At 67.2% G+C, this 16,054-nt stretch carries 18 protein-coding genes and 1 pseudogene; 15 read left to right on the top strand and 4 right to left on the bottom strand.

The window, feature by feature from the left end; genetic code table 11:
* Together ACIQ8B_RS04455 and ACIQ8B_RS04460 are read right to left on the bottom strand one after the other, a co-directional pair.
* Entirely contained in the window at window positions 1-1,728 is a 1,728-nt protein-coding gene (locus ACIQ8B_RS04455; protein WP_403545187.1) for a SpoIIE family protein phosphatase, read from the bottom strand.
* Between the two features lie 328 nt (window positions 1,729-2,056).
* Entirely contained in the window at window positions 2,057-2,866 is an 810-nt protein-coding gene (locus ACIQ8B_RS04460; RefSeq protein WP_403545189.1) for a GntR family transcriptional regulator, read from the bottom strand.
* Window positions 2,867-2,946: 80 nt separating this feature from the next.
* Here ACIQ8B_RS04460 and ACIQ8B_RS04465 point away from each other — a divergent pair.
* From ACIQ8B_RS04465 to ACIQ8B_RS04490, 6 genes and pseudogenes are all read left to right on the top strand, one after another.
* Window positions 2,947-3,224, top strand: a pseudogene (locus tag ACIQ8B_RS04465) (hypothetical protein).
* Between the two features lie 508 nt (window positions 3,225-3,732).
* Window positions 3,733-4,002, top strand: coding sequence for a hypothetical protein (locus tag ACIQ8B_RS04470; protein ID WP_403545191.1), 270 nt, complete (start codon window positions 3,733-3,735; stop codon window positions 4,000-4,002).
* The gene (locus tag ACIQ8B_RS04475; protein ID WP_403545193.1) at window positions 3,971-4,702 is read left to right on the top strand and encodes a GntR family transcriptional regulator; all 732 of its coding nucleotides are present in this window, start codon (window positions 3,971-3,973) and stop codon (window positions 4,700-4,702) included. Before ACIQ8B_RS04470 ends, ACIQ8B_RS04475 begins: the two co-directional genes overlap by 32 nt.
* Window positions 4,699-5,004, top strand: coding sequence for a hypothetical protein (locus tag ACIQ8B_RS04480; protein WP_403545195.1), 306 nt, complete (start codon window positions 4,699-4,701; stop codon window positions 5,002-5,004). The genes ACIQ8B_RS04475 and ACIQ8B_RS04480 overlap by 4 nt, the downstream gene beginning before the upstream one ends.
* Before the next feature lie 582 nt (window positions 5,005-5,586).
* Window positions 5,587-6,411, top strand: a complete 825-nt coding sequence (locus ACIQ8B_RS04485; RefSeq protein WP_210963120.1) for a DUF4231 domain-containing protein — start codon at window positions 5,587-5,589, stop codon at window positions 6,409-6,411.
* 919 nt (window positions 6,412-7,330) lie between these two features.
* On the top strand, window positions 7,331-8,500 hold the full coding sequence (locus ACIQ8B_RS04490) for a hypothetical protein (RefSeq protein ID WP_403545197.1): 1,170 nt from the start codon (window positions 7,331-7,333) through the stop codon (window positions 8,498-8,500).
* Between the two features lie 223 nt (window positions 8,501-8,723).
* Here the strand turns inward: ACIQ8B_RS04490 and ACIQ8B_RS04495 are convergent, their stop codons facing one another.
* Together ACIQ8B_RS04495 and ACIQ8B_RS04500 are read right to left on the bottom strand one after the other, a co-directional pair.
* Window positions 8,724-9,326: a hypothetical protein gene (locus ACIQ8B_RS04495; protein WP_210963125.1), complete on the bottom strand. Its 603-nt coding sequence runs from the start codon at window positions 9,324-9,326 to the stop codon at window positions 8,724-8,726.
* 451 nt (window positions 9,327-9,777) lie between these two features.
* On the bottom strand, window positions 9,778-10,242 hold the full coding sequence (locus ACIQ8B_RS04500; protein WP_210963126.1) for an NUDIX hydrolase: 465 nt from the start codon (window positions 10,240-10,242) through the stop codon (window positions 9,778-9,780).
* A gap of 18 nt (window positions 10,243-10,260) precedes the next feature.
* Between ACIQ8B_RS04500 and ACIQ8B_RS04505 the strand changes: the two genes are divergently transcribed.
* From ACIQ8B_RS04505 to repSA, 9 genes are all read left to right on the top strand, one after another.
* Window positions 10,261-11,040, top strand: a complete 780-nt coding sequence (locus ACIQ8B_RS04505) for a GntR family transcriptional regulator (protein WP_210963128.1) — start codon at window positions 10,261-10,263, stop codon at window positions 11,038-11,040.
* A gap of 139 nt (window positions 11,041-11,179) precedes the next feature.
* Window positions 11,180-11,536, top strand: coding sequence for a hypothetical protein (locus ACIQ8B_RS04510; RefSeq protein WP_189480428.1), 357 nt, complete (start codon window positions 11,180-11,182; stop codon window positions 11,534-11,536).
* 3 nt (window positions 11,537-11,539) lie between these two features.
* Window positions 11,540-12,895, top strand: coding sequence for an FtsK/SpoIIIE domain-containing protein (locus ACIQ8B_RS04515; RefSeq protein ID WP_403545200.1), 1,356 nt, complete (start codon window positions 11,540-11,542; stop codon window positions 12,893-12,895).
* An 84-nt stretch (window positions 12,896-12,979) separates the two neighbouring features.
* The gene (locus ACIQ8B_RS04520) at window positions 12,980-13,657 is read left to right on the top strand and encodes a DUF2637 domain-containing protein (RefSeq protein WP_403545202.1); all 678 of its coding nucleotides are present in this window, start codon (window positions 12,980-12,982) and stop codon (window positions 13,655-13,657) included.
* Window positions 13,658-13,676: 19 nt separating this feature from the next.
* Window positions 13,677-13,871: a hypothetical protein gene (locus ACIQ8B_RS04525; RefSeq protein ID WP_365425949.1), complete on the top strand. Its 195-nt coding sequence runs from the start codon at window positions 13,677-13,679 to the stop codon at window positions 13,869-13,871.
* Between the two features lies 1 nt (window position 13,872).
* Entirely contained in the window at window positions 13,873-14,064 is a 192-nt protein-coding gene (locus ACIQ8B_RS04530; protein WP_403545205.1) for a mobile element transfer protein, read from the top strand.
* A 12-nt stretch (window positions 14,065-14,076) separates the two neighbouring features.
* Window positions 14,077-14,232 (top strand): DUF4175 domain-containing protein, encoded by a 156-nt coding sequence (locus ACIQ8B_RS04535; protein WP_215209544.1) that lies wholly within the window; start codon window positions 14,077-14,079, stop codon window positions 14,230-14,232.
* 12 nt (window positions 14,233-14,244) lie between these two features.
* Window positions 14,245-14,565: a SpdD-like protein gene (locus ACIQ8B_RS04540; protein WP_403545207.1), complete on the top strand. Its 321-nt coding sequence runs from the start codon at window positions 14,245-14,247 to the stop codon at window positions 14,563-14,565.
* A gap of 89 nt (window positions 14,566-14,654) precedes the next feature.
* A complete protein-coding gene (repSA, locus tag ACIQ8B_RS04545) occupies window positions 14,655-16,052 on the top strand; it encodes a replication initiator protein RepSA (protein WP_403545209.1) in 1,398 nt (465 codons plus the stop codon).
* The last annotated feature ends 2 nt before the right edge of the window (window positions 16,053-16,054 follow it).

The following is a 16,054-nucleotide window of genomic DNA, read 5'->3' on the forward strand; positions in this document are numbered from 1 at the left end:
TCATGGCGGCGGCACGCGCAGGGCGAGCAGGGCCACGTCGTCGGTGCTGCCGGGCGGCAGGTGGGCGAGTACTTCTCCGCACAACGTGTCCAGCGGTTCGTGGGCGAGCGCGAGGGCGTGCCGACGCAGCCGCTCCAGGCCCGTGTCGAGGTCGCTGCCCGGCGTCTCGACGAGCCCGTCGGTGTACAGCAGCAGGGTGGATCCTGGCTCCAGGGGATGTGTGGCGTCGGGCCGGCCCGCGCCGGTGACCGGACCGGTACCGAGGAGCAGTCCTTGGCCGGCTTCCAGGTAGCACGCGGTGCCGTCCGGGGAGAGGAGCAGGGGAGGTGGGTGTCCCGCACTGGTCCAGCGGAGCGTCCACGGTCCCGTGCCGGGGTCGCCCTCGACACGGGCGAGGATCAGGGTGGCCAGCGGGACGGTGGTGATGACCGGCATGGCGGCGTCGAGGCGGTCGACGACGGCACCGGGCGGTCCGGTGTGGTCCCAGGCCAGTGAACGCAGGATGCCGTGCAGTTGGGCCATGCCGGCCGCCGCGGTCAGGTCGTGGCCCACGACGTCACCGATGACCAGGGCGAGCGCGCCGTCCTTCAGCGTGAAGGCGTCGTACCAGTCCCCGCCGACCTGCGAGCCCGCCGGTGCGGGCTGGTAGCGGGCGGCCAGCCGGAGGCGTCCGGGCCGGGGCAGTGGGGCGAGCAGGTTGCGCTGCATGGCCTCGGCGATGGCGCGCTGACGGCCGTAGCGACGGGTGTTGTCGACGACCACGCCGACCCGGCGGCCGACGTCACCCACCGCCTCCAGGTCGGCTTCGTCGAAGGGATGCGCCGGGTCGGTGCGCACCACCGTCAGCGCCCCGGTGATCCGGCCCTCGGTGCCGAGCGGCACCGTGACGGCGGAACTCGCGCCCACCGCTGCCAGGAAGTCGCTGTGGAGCGCGGCCGGAGTGGAATGGCCGGCGGCCGGGGGGAGGGCTGTCACCCGCTCCTGGAGTACGGATTCACCACCGGTCAGTGCCCGGCCCAGGGGTGAGTCCTCTCCCGTACCGGCCTCCTCCGGGACGGGGACGCGCCGGCCCTCGAACCCCGCGTTCCGTCCCCCCGGACCGGTCACCGCCACCCGGTGGATCTCCCCGGAGCCGGTCCGGAGGTCCACCGCCGCCCAGTCGGCGAGGCGGGGCACCAGCAGGCGCACCAGGCGGCCCAGCGCCTCGTCGGTCTCCAGGGTCTGCCCCAGGACGTCCGTGATCTCGGCGACCAGGGACAGCCGCTCGTTGAGATCCTCCAGCGCGCGCGTGCGTGCCATTCGCTCCCGGTGGACGCGGCGGTCTCCGGTGGCATCAGTGAACAGCAGTGCCATACCCCTGACGGAGCCGTCCTCCGTCAAGGGGGACGCGGACCAGGAGACCGCCAGCAGGCGACCGTCGCCCTGCAGATATGTGCCACCCTCCCCGCGCGCCCCCTTCCCCTCGGCCAGCGCGTGGAGCAGGGGGCACCGGTCGCGCGGCACCTTGTTGCCGTTCGCGTCCCGGTGCAGCAGATCGTGTGCGTCAGCGCCCCTCATCGCCGCGGTGGTGCGACCCAGCAGCCGCTCGGCCGCCGGGTTCGCGGCGACCGCCCGTCCGGCTGTGTCCAGCACCAGCAGCGCCGTGCCCAGCCGCTCGACGACCTGCCGCCAGAAACCCGGCTCGCCCATCGGCCACCGGCCCACGCCATCACCCACCGCATCGTGCACGGACCCTCCAGAGGCTGCCTTCCCGCCGATGGTGCTCCGCCGCGTTCCTGCTCGCAGGGTGACGGGGCACTCGGCGCACACCGCGTGGGCACGGCCCACGGCCGGCGAACAGTGTGCGCGACGCGGCTTCGACTGTCGTCGAGCTCAGCGGTCGTGTCGGACCGGGCAACAAGAAACCCCCGGGTCGATGACCTGGGGGTTTCGCGTGGAGCGGGTGACGAGAATCGAACTCGCGCTCTCAGCTTGGGAAGCTGCGATCATTCGCGGCGGACTCGACCGCTGACCTGCGCGAACGGTATGGGCGCCGTCTCGTCGGCCTCAGCGGCTTTCACCGTGGTTCCCCGCTGTTTCCCGCTCCGTCTGGTGCGCTTGTGGTGCGCGGCTGCCGACTGATCGGAATCTCGTAGACGATCTCGCAGAGCGCGGCGGGCACGACGATATCCGCGGTCTCCACGGGCCGCCCCTGGTCGCTGTAGTACGTCCGCCGGATGTGGGTGACGAGCGCGCCCTTCTGGACGCCGAGGAGTGAGGCCTCCTCGGCGGTCGCCTGCCTCGGCTCCGGCTGCTCCACGGCGTGGGTGACGGTGATGCCGATCTCCGCCATGCGGTTCACGACACCCGCTCCGGCGTGCGGCCCTCCCTCGGGGAGGACGACGAGTGTGCCGGCGGTGAGGTCGTACGGCTCCCAGCTCGTCGACAGCTGAACCGGCCTGCCGTTGGCGAGGAACTCGTACGCCGTCCGCACGCACAGCTCGCCTTCGGCGATACCGAGACGCGTGGCGATCTCCGCCGGTGCCGGAACCTTGGCCTCGGTCCGGCTCTCCCAGTCGCCCTGCCTGCCCACGGCCTTCATGTCCGCCCGGAACGGGGAGCCGCTGAGCTGCTCGCGCGCCGATGACCGGACCATCCGTACGCGCTGCCGTGGCTCGGCGACGTAGGTGCCGGAACCGGCGCGGCCTTCGAGCACACCCTGGGAGATCAGCAACTCCTGTGCCCGACGCACCACGTTGTCGCCGACGCCGTACTCCTGGCCGATCTGGGCGCGGGAGGGAAGCCGGTCCCCCGGCTCCCACTCGTGCTCCGCGATCCGCCGCCGAAGCTCGTCGGCGATGCGGAGGTAGGGCGGTTGCTCAGGCATATGGAAAATCTAGTCCACTAGCTCTAATCTAGTTAACTAGCTTCACTCAAAGTGATCGCCGCTAACCGGAGGGCTGCCCTGTGCCTGCTTCCAAGGTGCGCGCGGAGGCCATCGCGGCCCGGTTATCGGCCGTCGGGCTCGCCACGCGCGTGGAGGAGCGCGACGACTGCACGGCCATCGAGGCGGAGGTGCCGGAACCACTCTCCGCCGAGTCATGGCGGGAGGTCCTGGAAGCGGTGGCCGATGCCGACCGCTTCGGCCTCCTCGCCACCAGTTCGAACGACCGCACCCTCTGGGCGGTCGTACACAAACGGTCCCCACGACGGGCGATGTCGGGGGACCGGGTCATCAGCGATAGGGGCTGAACACCGTGCTCAATCGTATCCGCCGTACCGTCTCGCGCCTCAGGGAGCGGTACCTCCACAAGGGCCGGCACCGCCGCTCCGAAACGCCTGTGCGGTCGGTGGCCATGTCCCCGGAAGTCGCTTATGGCGCAGTGCTGTTCCTGCGTCGGCACCGCGAGCACACGGGCGTTCTCGTGGGGGAGGAGACGGCGCTCGTCCGCCCGTACGTACTGGCCAATGAGGCGCGAGCACGGCACCGCTCGGCGGCCGTGAGCCGCGCTCCCCTCGCCGGTCCTTGGCACGCCTCGGCGGGTGACCGCTGATGCCGTCCCGCCAACAGCCCCACACCACCCAACCGGGGCCCGACTCCTACCGGTCGACCTCCTGCCGCATCGGCACACACCATGCCTGCGCGGAGTCGTCCCCGGTCACCGCACCGGTCGACGTGCCGGTGATCTACGAAGCCTGCGACTGCTCGTGCCACACCACCGCCGAGTGCCCAGTACCGACAGAGGCGGCACGGTGAGGGGGCCGGCACTCAGCGGCGCGGTGCTCTCCCCCGTCGAGATCACCTCGACCAGCGTGCAGCTCGGCGACGTCATCCAGGTCGGGGGCCAGCAGTGCCGGGTGACCGACCTCTTCCAACTGCCCGGCGGAGCCAAACGACTCGTGTTCGACTCGGGCGAGCTGCTGACCATCCACACGGGGACCCGGCTCATCGCCCTGCGGCTCGTGCGAGTGAGAGGCGGTGATCCCACCCGTGCCCTCACGACGCGACGCCATCGCCGATGACCTCCGGGACCGGATCGTCACCGGTCGGCTCAAGCCCGGCGAACGCTTGCCTTCTGAGGCGCATCTGGCCGCGCAATACATGGTCAGCACACCGACGCTGCGGAACGCCCTCGCCGTACTCCAGGCGGAAGGCCTCGTCGAGAAGACCCACGGCAAGGGGAACTTCGTCCGTCGTCCGCTCCACAGGATCACGTACGTCGGCGGGAGACGAACCCCGGATGCGTACAGCATGGATCTCGCACCCCTGAGCGTCACCGTCCACACCACCAGGGTGCGGGCCCGCGGGTATCTTGCGGCCCTGCTGAAGATGCCGACCGGCAGCCCTCTGACTGAGATCCTCTGTCTCGGCCATGAGGACGAGAGACCTCACAGCCTGGCGCGCATCTATGTCCCCTGCGACTTGGCGCCGACCAGCATGCTCCGCGAGCCACTCCCGTACGAGGTGGTAGTGACGCGACTGATGGAACTCCGCCCGCCGCCGGCTGAGGTCCGGGAGGAGATCAGCGTTCGCCTCCCGACACCGGAGGAGACGTCCACCCTCCGGATCAGCTCTGCCCTGGCAGTCCTCGCCATCACACGCCAGACGGCCGACACCACTGGACGCGTGGTCGAGGCGGCCCTCCTGGTGCTGCCGGGAAACCGCGCCGACGCGGTGTTCACCACTCACTACGTGATCGACGAGAGGCCGGCGAAAGCATGACGACGTCAAACGAACTGCGGCTCCTTCCCTGGACAAGCCCCGACGGCAAGCCGTGCTTCCTCAGCACCGATGACAGCTGCGGCTACATGTCCCGCCTGGCCGACAACATCGAGTCAGTACAACTCGGCACGGCAACCGAACTCCTGGACCAGGCGATCGACATGCTCGCCACCGACACGGCCCCGGACGACATGCGGCTCCTGGCGAAGAACCTGACCGGAGCCCTGAGAGACACGCTCCGCGTGGCGACCAGTCGGGGCCACCGCCTGGACAGCTGGCCTGCTGATTGCTCTTCCTGCTGACCAGCGGGTCTGACGAAGCCCACGGTTCCGACCAGTTCGGATGCCGTGGGCTTCTGCCGTCGGTGGTGCTGCTGTGTGACCACCGCATTAAGGAGTTCGATCCATCCGCGGCTCACACCCAAATCCAGGTGGCTGCAGGGTGTGCCGACTGCTACGCAGGAATGCTGGGAGCTTCGTAGGAGAAACCGTCGCTGGTCGGAGCAAGGTCTGCGGGCGACAGGGCCGGGCTTGTCCACAGATAGCTGAGCAATACTTCCTCCTCGCAGTGCGGATGGAGGCTGAGCGGTAACGCTTGTTGCGCACCCCCATGCGCCCCCTGTGCTCCTGCCGTCATGATCTGAGGAGATCAGTGCTTGACATGGCGTGAATGTTCCTGGTTATCGAACAACTTGAGAAACAGCTGTAACATTGGTCGCCTGTTTTCCCGCAAGTGACCATGCGGCATTGTGAGCCACTGAAACTATCCGTACTCTCCCAACGCATCGAATTAGCGACTCGGAGTACGGGGGTGCTGTGACCAGCGGGCAGGGCGGTACAGGGGGGCACACGCGCTCAACCGGGAGTGTTACACACACTCCTTCTGTGTTGACAGAAGAGGAAGAAAGGCGCTTACAGGAAGAGTATCGGCAGCGCGTAAAAGTATTTGACGAAATCGAAGACGATCTGCGAGCTTCCAGAACATTTCAGCGCATTTTCGTGTTGTGTCTGGTCGGTGCCGTAGCGCTAGCCTTTTTGCTGGGGTATACGGTAATAGTTGGGCTTTGGGAGTCGAAGCCCAACTTCACACGCTGGGCTGGACTGGTAATTGTTCTAGGGCTCTGGATTGCCCTAACTTGGGTCATCTGGAAGAACCGCAAGAAAATCGTTAGTCGCGCCGGATCCCTCCGTAACGCGTTACAGGACCGCCAGACGGCCGCCGCCCGCTTGCCACTGGACTCTCCATCTGGACTTCGAATCTATCGCGAAGCGTCACTCGATCTCATTGCCCAATACCGAAAGGGGGCCAGCAGGAATCGGCGGGTTCATAACGTATTCCAACTGTTGATCATCAGTGGCTCGATCGTAACGTCGACCCTCACTGCTATGAATGAGGGCAGCAACAAAGTTCTCGCAATTTGCACGTCAGCCCTAAGTGCATTGGTCGGCATCTCGGCTGGCGTTACCGGATACTTTAAGTTTCGGGAGCGCGGCTACAACCTTCAATCCACTGCAGATGAAATTGAGAAGCATTACAACGCTTCTCAATTTATGCTCGACGACTATGCGAGCCAGAACGGCGTGCCCCTCGCTGAAGCAGACCGCCTTCGTCTCTTCGCAAGATACGTGGAGCGCCTTAAGGAAGAGCAGCGAAAGCGTGAACTGCAACTAGAGCAGTCCAGCTCGGCTCGCGAGGAACGGGCCAGTTAATCCCGCTAAACGCGTTGTCGAGCCTACGGAGAAGAGTCCGTGACTGCAATGTGGCGGTGGCTGCTGGCGCCTATAAGCCAGTGGCGCTCTCATCGGCTAGTGATGCATCATGGCCCATCGCTGAATTATGAAACAGCATGGTCTCTGGTATTGCTGGCTCAAGATCCGGCATCCCTTCCCTACGTGCGTCGATCATGGCTTCAAAGTGAACGAGAGCGTTCCCATGTAGGCGTCATGGTGGACGTCTGGGTTCAAATAACTGAAGCGGAAAGGAGGAGGCGGCTTAAGTGGCTACAACGCCATTCCGAAACGCCTTTGTATAGGTTGGGGATCACGGAAGAGTTGATCGAGCTAGCTGGACTATCCGTCACCGAGTGGTCCTTGCCGCCCAACTGCCCGGCCGCATCCATCGTGGTTCAGCAGCGAGGCCGCAGGTCTGAGTGACTCTGCCGCGTCTGTGCCGACCGACCAGACCTGAGAGCCAGCGGTCGCCCTCCTGCCCAGAAAGCACCGAGCCAGCTGCAGGTCTCTGACCCTTCCCGGCCGCCGGCCTATCAGTTTGGGAAGCGCATGTGATCTACGGGAGGTTGCTTGACTGACCTGGACAGGAGCACTGCCAGAGTCCAACCGCTTGTTGGGTTGATACCCGGTGCTCCCCGTAGCTCCCCCGCCCGATCTGGCACGCCCATTTCCTTCGGACAGTAGTGTCGGTGTCACTCCTAGGGGACTGCCGACGACCAGGTCAGACAGACGATCCAGCCCCTCGCCTCCTGCCCCTCGTCCTGCCCCTCACAGCTAGCCGGAGGCAGTGGAGTGCATGTGCTGTAGTGGGGCGCGTCGAGGTGTAGCTGATGGATCGAAGAAGAGCCGTTGCCAAAAATCGCAGCGATGGCGCCCCCGCGTATGCATAATCTTGCTCATGCAGAATCTATCCCGATGGTTGAACCGGCTCGACAGTGCTATCGCCAAGAAGGATTTCAAGTTTGCCGAGTCTTTTAGGCAGATCCTTATACCTGGTCCCAATCGAGTCGAGTCGGAAGGCCTGTTGCGGATAGAACCAGCGAGTCAAATCTACATTCCGGGGGCCACATACCAACACCTCCATGTGGTGGGGTGGCTTGATGCTGGTGGAAATCCTTTCGAGCTAACCGACGACATTGGCGCGGCGCTTACCCTTGTGGCAGACCGAAGAATAGAGGTAGTTCCTGCCCAGCCGCTTACCATGGAGGGAGAGCCCAACCGGAAGGTCTTCCTGCCCATGTCTGATCTTCCTGATCGTCGACTCATGGGCCCACTCGATGACGGGCTTGACCTGGATGGAGATTTCCGTGCCCTTTTGGGTGGTATTCGATCGCTTGAGAGTCGAGAAGCGGATGTCCTCACTGCTGCCATTAGGCTCCACTATGGCGCCTGCCTCCTTTTTGCGACAGATATCGCAGCTGCTTACACGTTGATCGTTGCGGGGATTGAAACTCTAGCCGGAGAATTTCACAAATTCAGCCCCGGTTGGGAAGTCTGGGACCAGGCTAGAAGCTGGGAAAAATTCATCAAGGCGCAAGCGCTGACAGATAAGCAGGCGGAAGCGCTCAGGTCCAAGCTGCTAGAAAAGAACGCGCACATGAGGCTGGGTGAGCGATTCGCCGACTATGCGACGAGTGGGATCACCGAAGCGTTCTTTGAACAGGAACTATCTGTATGGGTGCCGAACATTGACTGGGCTAGGGGCGGCATCACAGGCGGATCCTGGAATTCGGGGCCGCGTATAGGAGAGGTCAACTCAAATGTCGACGCCCTTAAAAAGGCGCTAAAAAAGTCATACGCTGTGCGCTCAGGTTTTGTGCATTCGGGTGAAAGGTCAGTCGACTCGATCAATCAGGCCGTAGGTGCGTATGCTGGGTACAGTTCCTCTGCGCCGGTCCCATTCGCCATATTGCGGTCGCTGCTTCGGCACCTCATTCTTAGGGAAATCGATTCGCGGTGCACAAGCCGAGAGACGCCACCAATTGAGGACCGCAAAGCCCACAACGTTGCGACTCTACTGCGCGAGGCTGCTCCGCTTCTTAGGCATGGTAAGAAGGGAGGAGGTTGATCGCCGTCGCTAGCGGAAGAGGTCGGTGGAGTCCCAGTGGCCGAGTTACGCCGATGGGGCGCCGCCCACCGCTTGAGGGCGGCGCCGCGCCTGGGACAGGTTCGGGCCTCATTCTTATCAGGTCAGTCATGAGAAGGCCGCTGCCCTGCGAAGCGCCATCTGGGAGGCACCGACACGTTCACCAAAGTCCGTCACGGTGCGGGCGGATTCGCTCCCGTTCGTGTCAGTCGTTGATGTCAGCGGCCACGGCGCCTCTTGACAGCGCTTCCGGCGACTCCGTTGCACCAGCCGTACCGCGCCGTGGAAGAATCCGCCGCCACTTCGGGGGATCCACTCGGGTCACCTCGCGCATGTACCAGCTTCGGCCCTTGCTCAACACGATGATTGCGTCGCCGATGCCTTTTGGGTCCCACACGGAAAGAATGTCTTTGTTGTCCTTGGGTATCCTCGTCATCCTTTCAAGGCGCGCGATGGATGCCCTGACTTCGTCTATGCCTGGGAAGTCGGGTAGTGCCTGGGCCTCCGCCCTGGCCCGCCCGATCGGCTCCAAGATGGCGAAGACGTACTTCTCCCGCTGTTTGAAGTCTGTCACGTCGATGTCTGCGAGTGCCACCACATACCGACTGCCGGCATCAGCGGCCTCAATGAAGTGCTGGAGCGTCGACTCGAACCGAGCAGCGTCAAACTTCGCGATCTCCAGCTTGCCTTCCCATCGAATGCGATCTGCAGCCACCCCCCGCTGCGTCCAACGGGTGACGCCTCCGACGATGAGCGCGGCGCCCGCCGTGAACAGAGGGGCGATGGTGGCTACGGAGTCAAGCTGCATAGTCGTATGCTCCATCACTTTGGCGCAGGCAGATGCTCAGATGCCTCAACCCACCACTCTTCCCAGCTCCCATCCCGTCCGCCGTCGACCCACACACCGTGGAGCGGGCGTGGTTCATGGCGTCCAGGTGGAGCGCACCACTGTACGAACGACCTGGACGCCATGGGCCGCGCCTGCTCGGCTCTGCCTGGGTCGACGGTGGACGGGATGGGAGCTCCCCGCGCACGCCACTACGTGCCCGCAGTCGGCGACGGCGCCCCTCCATCCCGGTGCCGGCCGATCCCCGCCGGAGGCATCATCTTGTGCCCGCGGATGACGTCCCGTCCTTGCCCCGCTTGCACGCAGCGCGCCGCCGGGCGGGGCCGCCGCTGGCGAAGACAGGGCGGCGGCCCCGCCGACAAGGCGGCGCGCGCCCGCGCCGTGCGCGGGCCTTGATGAAGTAGGGAAAGTTTTATCCCGCTGGGATGATTTGCTTGCCGTCGTGGCTCCGTACGTGGGGGCCGTTGCCGTCCAAGGCGTCCAAGAGCCTGATCGCGTAGACCTCGGCCATGCGCTCGCTGACCTCGTCGGGTGTGAGCCAGGAGACGGCCGTCGACTCGTCAGAGGTGCGCTCGGTGCCGCCGGAGGGCTTGCAGCGGAAGACCAGAGCGACGATGCCGCGGGTCGTGTTCTTGTAGACGCCGGTGAGTTCATCCACCTCGACGTGGATGCCGGTCTCCTCCAGGACCTCGCGGGCTACGCCGGCCTCCGGGGTCTCGTCGAGTTCGAGCACGCCGCCGGGGAGTTCCCATGTGCCGTTGTCGGCCCGGCGGATGGCCAGGAGGCGCCCGTCCTCGCGCACCACTACTCCGGCGACGGAGACGGAGTGCAGGGGTGAGGGCGTTGCTTCCTGTGATTGACTCATGTACAGGAGCATAGGAGGCGGAGAACGACTATGGGAACTGCGGTAGAGGGGGGCAGGTCGGGGCCTCGGTACGTGCAGATCGCCGATGAGATTGTGCAGCAGATCCGGGCCGGTGTGCTCAAGCCCGGCGACATGGTGCCGAGTGAATCGGAACTGGTGGAGCGCTACGGCGTCTCGGGCGGCACGATCCGCAAGGCCATGGTCGAGGTGCGGGCGAGCGGGCTCGTCGAGACCCGACACGGCAAGGGCTCGATCGTGAAGGACCGGCCGCCGGTGCGGCACCGCTCCTCCGATCGCTTCCGGCGGTCCCATCGGCAGGGGGGTAAGGCCGCGTATCTCGCGGAGTCGGCGCAGTCCGGTGCCACGGCCAAGGTGAGCGTCCTCTTCATCGGGCCCATGGAGGCCCCCGAGGACCCTGCCCGGCGGCTCGGCGTTCCCGTCGGCACTCAGGTGCTCGCGCGCCGACGTCTCTACTTCCGCAACGGCACCCCGGTCGAGACTGCCACCTCGTACCTCCCGTGGGACGTCGTGAAGGAGATCCCGGAACTGTTCGCCGAGAACCCCGGCGGCGGGGGCATCTACGCCCGACTCGAAGACCACGGGCACGAGTTCGCCGAGTTCGTCGAGACGCTGCAAGCGCGGCCGGCTTCCAAGGCGGAAGCGTCCGAGCTGGCGCTCACTCCCGGCGCGCCGGTGGTTCACCTGATCCGTGAGGCTCGTACGACGGCCGGCCTCGTGGTCGAGGTCTGTGACACGCTCATGGCTGCTGACCAGTTCGTTTTCGAGTACCGGATCCCTGCCGCCGACTGACGCCTGCTCAACTCCTTGCGACCCGTCGTGACTTCTTAGCCGCGGCGGGTTGACTCATGTATAGGAGTCAGGCACTCTTCTTTCCATCACTCATGTACATGAGTGATGGAGTTCGACATCTATAAAGGAGTGATCTGCTGTGCGTCAGATTCCCGTGGAGACGTCCGGTGCCACCGTGATGGTCGCCAAGGCCCCACAGCCCAAGGTCCGTGACCGCCGTACCGGTGAGATCGCCACCGACATGGAGACCGGCGTCAAGCTGATGACGGTCGACGTGATGTTCGCGGCCAACGACGAGGTGGAGATCCTGTCCATCACCGTCCCGGAGACCGGCTTCTCCGGTGAGCTGACCATGGGTACCCCGGTGGCGCTCACCGGCCTGGTCGCCCGACCGTGGGAGAACGAGTTCAACGGCCAGAAGCGGCACGGGATCGCCTTCCGCGCGGTCGCCGTCACCTCGCTGGTCGACGTCGACTCGGCCTCGAAGGCGGCCTGAGCCGTGACGTGGCCGACGGTCTTACTGCTGGTGGTCGTCGCCGCTGCGGGTCTCCTGCGGTGGCGGCGCCCCGCCTGGTACTGGCTGACCTTCGGGGTCATCTTCGCGGTTCTGCGGGTCCTGGTCCGGTACGGCTCGGTCATGGACGCCTGCGGCCTGACGGTCCCGCCCTCGCGCTGGCGTCTGACGCTGGCTCGGATGACCAACCGCCCGGCGCCGGAGTCCCGCGCACCGCGCATCCTGCGGCTGCGTCCCACCCGCACCGGCCTGATCCTGCGGCTCAAGCTCCGGCCCGGACAGGACGCCTTCGACGTCGCCGCCGCCTCGGACCGGCTGCGCCACTCCTTCGGCATGTACGGCGTCACCTCCCGTGAGCTGCGCTCGGGCGTCGTCGAGATCCGGATGACCGGCTACGACGTGCTCAAGCGGGTGCAGATGCCTGCCAAGACCGACACCCGTCCGATGCGGGTCCCGGTCGCACTGCGGGAGGACGGTTCGGTCCATTACCGCGACTACCGTGCCGTCCCGCACGGTCTGACCCTCGGTGCGACGGAGTCCGGCAAGTCCGTCTATCAGCGCAACCTCGTCGTCGGCCTCGCCCCGCAGCACGTCGCCCTCGTCGGCATCGACTGCAAACAAGGGGTGGAGCTGTTTCCGCTGGCGCGCCGGTTCTCTGCGCTCGCCGACAACCCTGAAACCGCGCTGGAGCTTCTGGAGGCGCTGGTCTCCCACATGGGGGACGTGTATCAGCTCATCCGGGCCGAGCAGCGTGTCAGCGTCGCTGTGCCGGATGCGGAGATCGCCGCCGACATCTGGGACCTGCCCGAGGACCTGCGGCCGGTGCCGGTCGTGGTCCTGGTCGACGAGGTCGCCGAACTCGCTCTCTTCGCGAGCAAGGAGGAGGAGAAGCGGCGGGACCGGATCATCACTGCCCTGGTCCGCCTCGCCCAGCTCGGCCGCGCGGCCGGCATCTATCTGGAGATCTGCGGGCAGCGTTTCGGCTCCGAACTCGGCAAGGGCATCACCATGCTCCGCGCCCAGCTCACCGGCCGCACCGCCCACCGCGTCAACGACGAAACCTCGGCGAACATGGCCTTCGGCGACATCGCCCCGGATGCGGTCCTGGCCGCGATCCAGATTCCCGCTGAGACTCGCGGGCTCGCCATCGCCGGGGACTCTACCGGCGGTTGGCACCGCATCCGCGCCCCGCACACCTCGCTGCGGCAGGCCGTGAACACCTGCAACAAGTACGCCGACCGCACCCCGGATCTTCCCGCCCTGGCGGCCTTCCGGCCCTCGGTCGCCCCTGTGCCCACGGCCCGTGTGCCGCTGTCTAAGACGGCCCCTGCCACCGCCTGACCTCTCCCGCACCCCACGGTCGGCGCGATTGTCCTTCGCGCCGTGTCCCTACCCCCGCCATGCCTGATCACAGGAGGAGCCGTCATGACTCGCCCCGCCCTCCGCGTGGACGCCGTGCTCGTTCAGGCCGTCATCGCCGGGGCACTGTCCTTCGCCCACCTTCACGACCTCGCCGCCGCCGCTGGACAGGACGGCTGGAAGGCCTGGGCCTATCCGGTCTCCGTAGACCTGCTCCTCGTCGCCGCCTGGCGACGGCTGCGCACGGACGGGCCGTCCCGGTTGGCCTGGTGCTGGTTCCTGATCGCCCTGGTCGCTTCGCTCGGCGCCAACGTCGCCACCGCCGGGCTTCTCGACCTGGACGACGTTCCGGCCTGGCTGAGCATCCTGGTCGCCGCCTGGCCTGCCCTGGCCTTCATGGGCGGCACTCTCCTCGCCCACTCGTCCGCGGGCCACACCTCGGCTTCGCCGGATCCTGCGCCGGTGCCGGACCCCGTGCCCGAGGTGGAACCCGAACCGGCCCCCGCTGCTAAGCCGGAGCCGGCCCCGGTCGACTCCGCCGACGCTGCCCCGTCCCTCCCGCCCGTCCACTCCGCTCCGGCACCGCCGGCCGTTCCGGTCCCGGCCGCGCTGGTGGACCACGCCCGCAAGGTCGCCGCCGACCACGAGGAGCGGACCGGTGCCCGGATCGACACCGACACCCTGCGCGCCCGCCTCGGCGTCCCGCCGCACCTGGCCGACGCCATCGCCGCCCAGCTCGCCTGACACCGAAAGGGGGCACCTCGTGCTCGTCGACCCGGCCGACCTGACCGCCGCCGACCACCTCGACGCCGCCCGCGAGATGGCCGCTGCCAACCGGCCCTTCCTCGCCCACCTGCTCGCCGAGGAGGCCGCCCGCCTCACTGCCGACCCGGCCACCGCCGCCGGCATCCGCGCCGCCTTCCCCGACCCGAACCTGACCCGAACGGAGACCGACTGACATGCCCGCCCGCGACTTCTTCCACTCCGTGATGCGCATCGGCCCGGTGCAGATCGGCACCCACCGCGACCGCCACGGCACCACCAAGCACGCCGCCGTGTGCAGCAACGACGGCTGCGGCTGGTCCGCCGACTACACCAACCGCTCCGCCGCCCAGCTCGCCGCCCGTACCCACCGCTGCAAGGTCCGCTAGGAGGCCACCGCCATGGACGTCCCGCTCTGGCTCGCCCTGATCGTCGTCGGCTGGCTCGGCGTCAAACTCGTCCGCCCGCCCTGGTGGCTGATCGCCGTGCTCCTCCTCGGCGGCTTCCTCCTCGCCGACAGCGTGCTTGCCCCGGTCATCGACACCGCCGTCAAGTAAGGAGATCCGCTCATGTTCCGGCCCAAGCTCCCGACCATGCCCCAGCCCACCAGCCGGGTCATCCCGCCTGACGTCGTCGAGCCGACCACGATCATCCCGGGAACCCCGTCCCCGCCGGCCCCCGTCGCCCCGGCCCCGGTTCCGTCCCGGCCCACGGTCCAGCTCACCCCCGGCACCGCACTCGCCCTCGTCGGCAGCGGCACGGCCGTCGTCCTGGTCGTCGGCGCCGTCCTGGTCTCCATGCTCCTGGCCGTCGCCATCACGGGCGCCTCGGTCGCCGTCTGCGCCCTGGTGATCCGCTCGCTCGTCAACGCCGACGCCAAGCGTCGCTGACCGGCCCCCGGGCGGCCTCGATACCGCCAAGCATCCGCCGCCCGGGAGCCGTCCCTGTCCGATCTCTCAACCGGAAGGAAGCACCCAGCATGGCGCATCGCGCCTCACTTGCGCCTGAGCCTCTGCTCGACCCGGTCGTCCTCGGCGATTTGCTGCGGGTGGCCTCGGCCGACGACTACACTCGATGGGAAGACCAGATCCGCCGTACCGGCGGCTGCTCCGACCCCATCCACCTCACCGGCTGGACCCTCCACAAGGACAAGACCAGCGGCGAGACCCTGCACCACTACACCACCGCTGATGAACCCGGCGGACGCCTCCGTCTCGCCTGCGGCAACCGCCGCGCCTCCCGTTGCCCGGCCTGCGCCTGGACCTACGCGGGCGACACCTATCACCTCATCCGCGCCGGCCTCGCCGGTGACGACCGCCGCGACATTCCCGCCACCGTCCGGGATCACCCGCGCGTCTTCGCCACGCTCACCGCGCCCTCGTTCGGCCCGGTCCACAACCGGCCCGATCACGGCGTCTGCCGCTGCGGCACCCGCCACGCTCCCGACGCACCCGAACTGGGCACCGCCCTCGACCCGGCGACGTACGACTACGCGGGCGCCGTCCTCTTCAACAACCACGCCGGGCAGATCTGGCAGCGCTTCACCACCCGGCTCCGCCGCGAACTCGCCGCCCGCGGTAACCTTCCCCGCCGGGAACTCGCCGATCACCTCCGCCTCTCGTACGGCAAGGTCGCCGAGTTCCAGAAGCGGGGTGCCCTGCACTTCCATGCGGTGATCCGGCTCGACGGGCCGGAGGGTCCTGGAACACCGCCGCCTGCGTGGGCCACGGTCGGTGTCCTCGCCGACGCGATCAACGCGGCTGCGGCGCACTCCTACACGTCGGTCTCGGTCCCGGCCGCCGGGGACCAGCCGGCCCGGTCGTTCCGCTGGGGCACACAGCTCGACGTCCGGCCGGTGAAGGCGTTCGGGGACGGCTCCGACATCACCGAACAGGCCGTCGCCTCGTACGTCGCCAAGTACTCCACCAAGGCCGCGGAGAACACCGGCACCCTCGACCGCCGCATCGGGGAGATCTCCGAGCTCGACCGCCACGGTGTGCCCGACCACACCCGCCGCCTCATCACCGCCTGCCGCGACCTCGACCCGCTATATCCGGACCGGCGGCTGTGGGCCTGGGCGCACATGCTCGGCTTCCGCGGCCACTTCTCCTCGAAGTCCCGCCACTACTCCACCACCCTCGGCGCACTCCGCCAGGCACGCGCCGACTACCGCGCCGCACAGGACGTCGGGGCCCTCGGCCTGGACGACCGCGAGCCGGAGACCGTCCTCGTCCTGGCGGACTGGCAGTACGCCGGCCACGGCCACACCCCCGGTGAATCCGCCCTCGCCGCCACCATCGCCCGGGACATCCGGCTCAACCGTGAGACCGCCCGCGAAGCACTACGCGACCAAGCCGGGGCCGAGGGGGAGTGGTGACC

The organism is Streptomyces sp. NPDC096105 (assembly GCF_044763335.1).
GTDB lineage: Bacteria > Actinomycetota > Actinomycetes > Streptomycetales > Streptomycetaceae > Streptomyces.

Excerpts from the sequence above, each read along its gene's own strand:
- ACIQ8B_RS04460 (WP_403545189.1), bottom strand. The coding sequence starts at position 2,866 with ATGCCTGAGCAACCGCCCTACCTCCGCATCGCCGACGAGCTTCGGCGG.
- ACIQ8B_RS04480 (WP_403545195.1), top strand. The coding sequence starts at position 4,699 with ATGACGACGTCAAACGAACTGCGGCTCCTTCCCTGGACAAGCCCCGAC.
- ACIQ8B_RS04490 (WP_403545197.1), top strand. The coding sequence starts at position 7,331 with ATGCAGAATCTATCCCGATGGTTGAACCGGCTCGACAGTGCTATCGCC.
- ACIQ8B_RS04495 (WP_210963125.1), bottom strand. The coding sequence starts at position 9,326 with ATGCAGCTTGACTCCGTAGCCACCATCGCCCCTCTGTTCACGGCGGGC.
- ACIQ8B_RS04500 (WP_210963126.1), bottom strand. The coding sequence starts at position 10,242 with ATGCTCCTGTACATGAGTCAATCACAGGAAGCAACGCCCTCACCCCTG.
- ACIQ8B_RS04505 (WP_210963128.1), top strand. The coding sequence starts at position 10,261 with ATGGGAACTGCGGTAGAGGGGGGCAGGTCGGGGCCTCGGTACGTGCAG.
- ACIQ8B_RS04520 (WP_403545202.1), top strand. The coding sequence starts at position 12,980 with ATGACTCGCCCCGCCCTCCGCGTGGACGCCGTGCTCGTTCAGGCCGTC.
- ACIQ8B_RS04530 (WP_403545205.1), top strand. The coding sequence starts at position 13,873 with ATGCCCGCCCGCGACTTCTTCCACTCCGTGATGCGCATCGGCCCGGTG.
- ACIQ8B_RS04535 (WP_215209544.1), top strand. The coding sequence starts at position 14,077 with ATGGACGTCCCGCTCTGGCTCGCCCTGATCGTCGTCGGCTGGCTCGGC.
- ACIQ8B_RS04540 (WP_403545207.1), top strand. The coding sequence starts at position 14,245 with ATGTTCCGGCCCAAGCTCCCGACCATGCCCCAGCCCACCAGCCGGGTC.
- repSA (WP_403545209.1), top strand. The coding sequence starts at position 14,655 with ATGGCGCATCGCGCCTCACTTGCGCCTGAGCCTCTGCTCGACCCGGTC.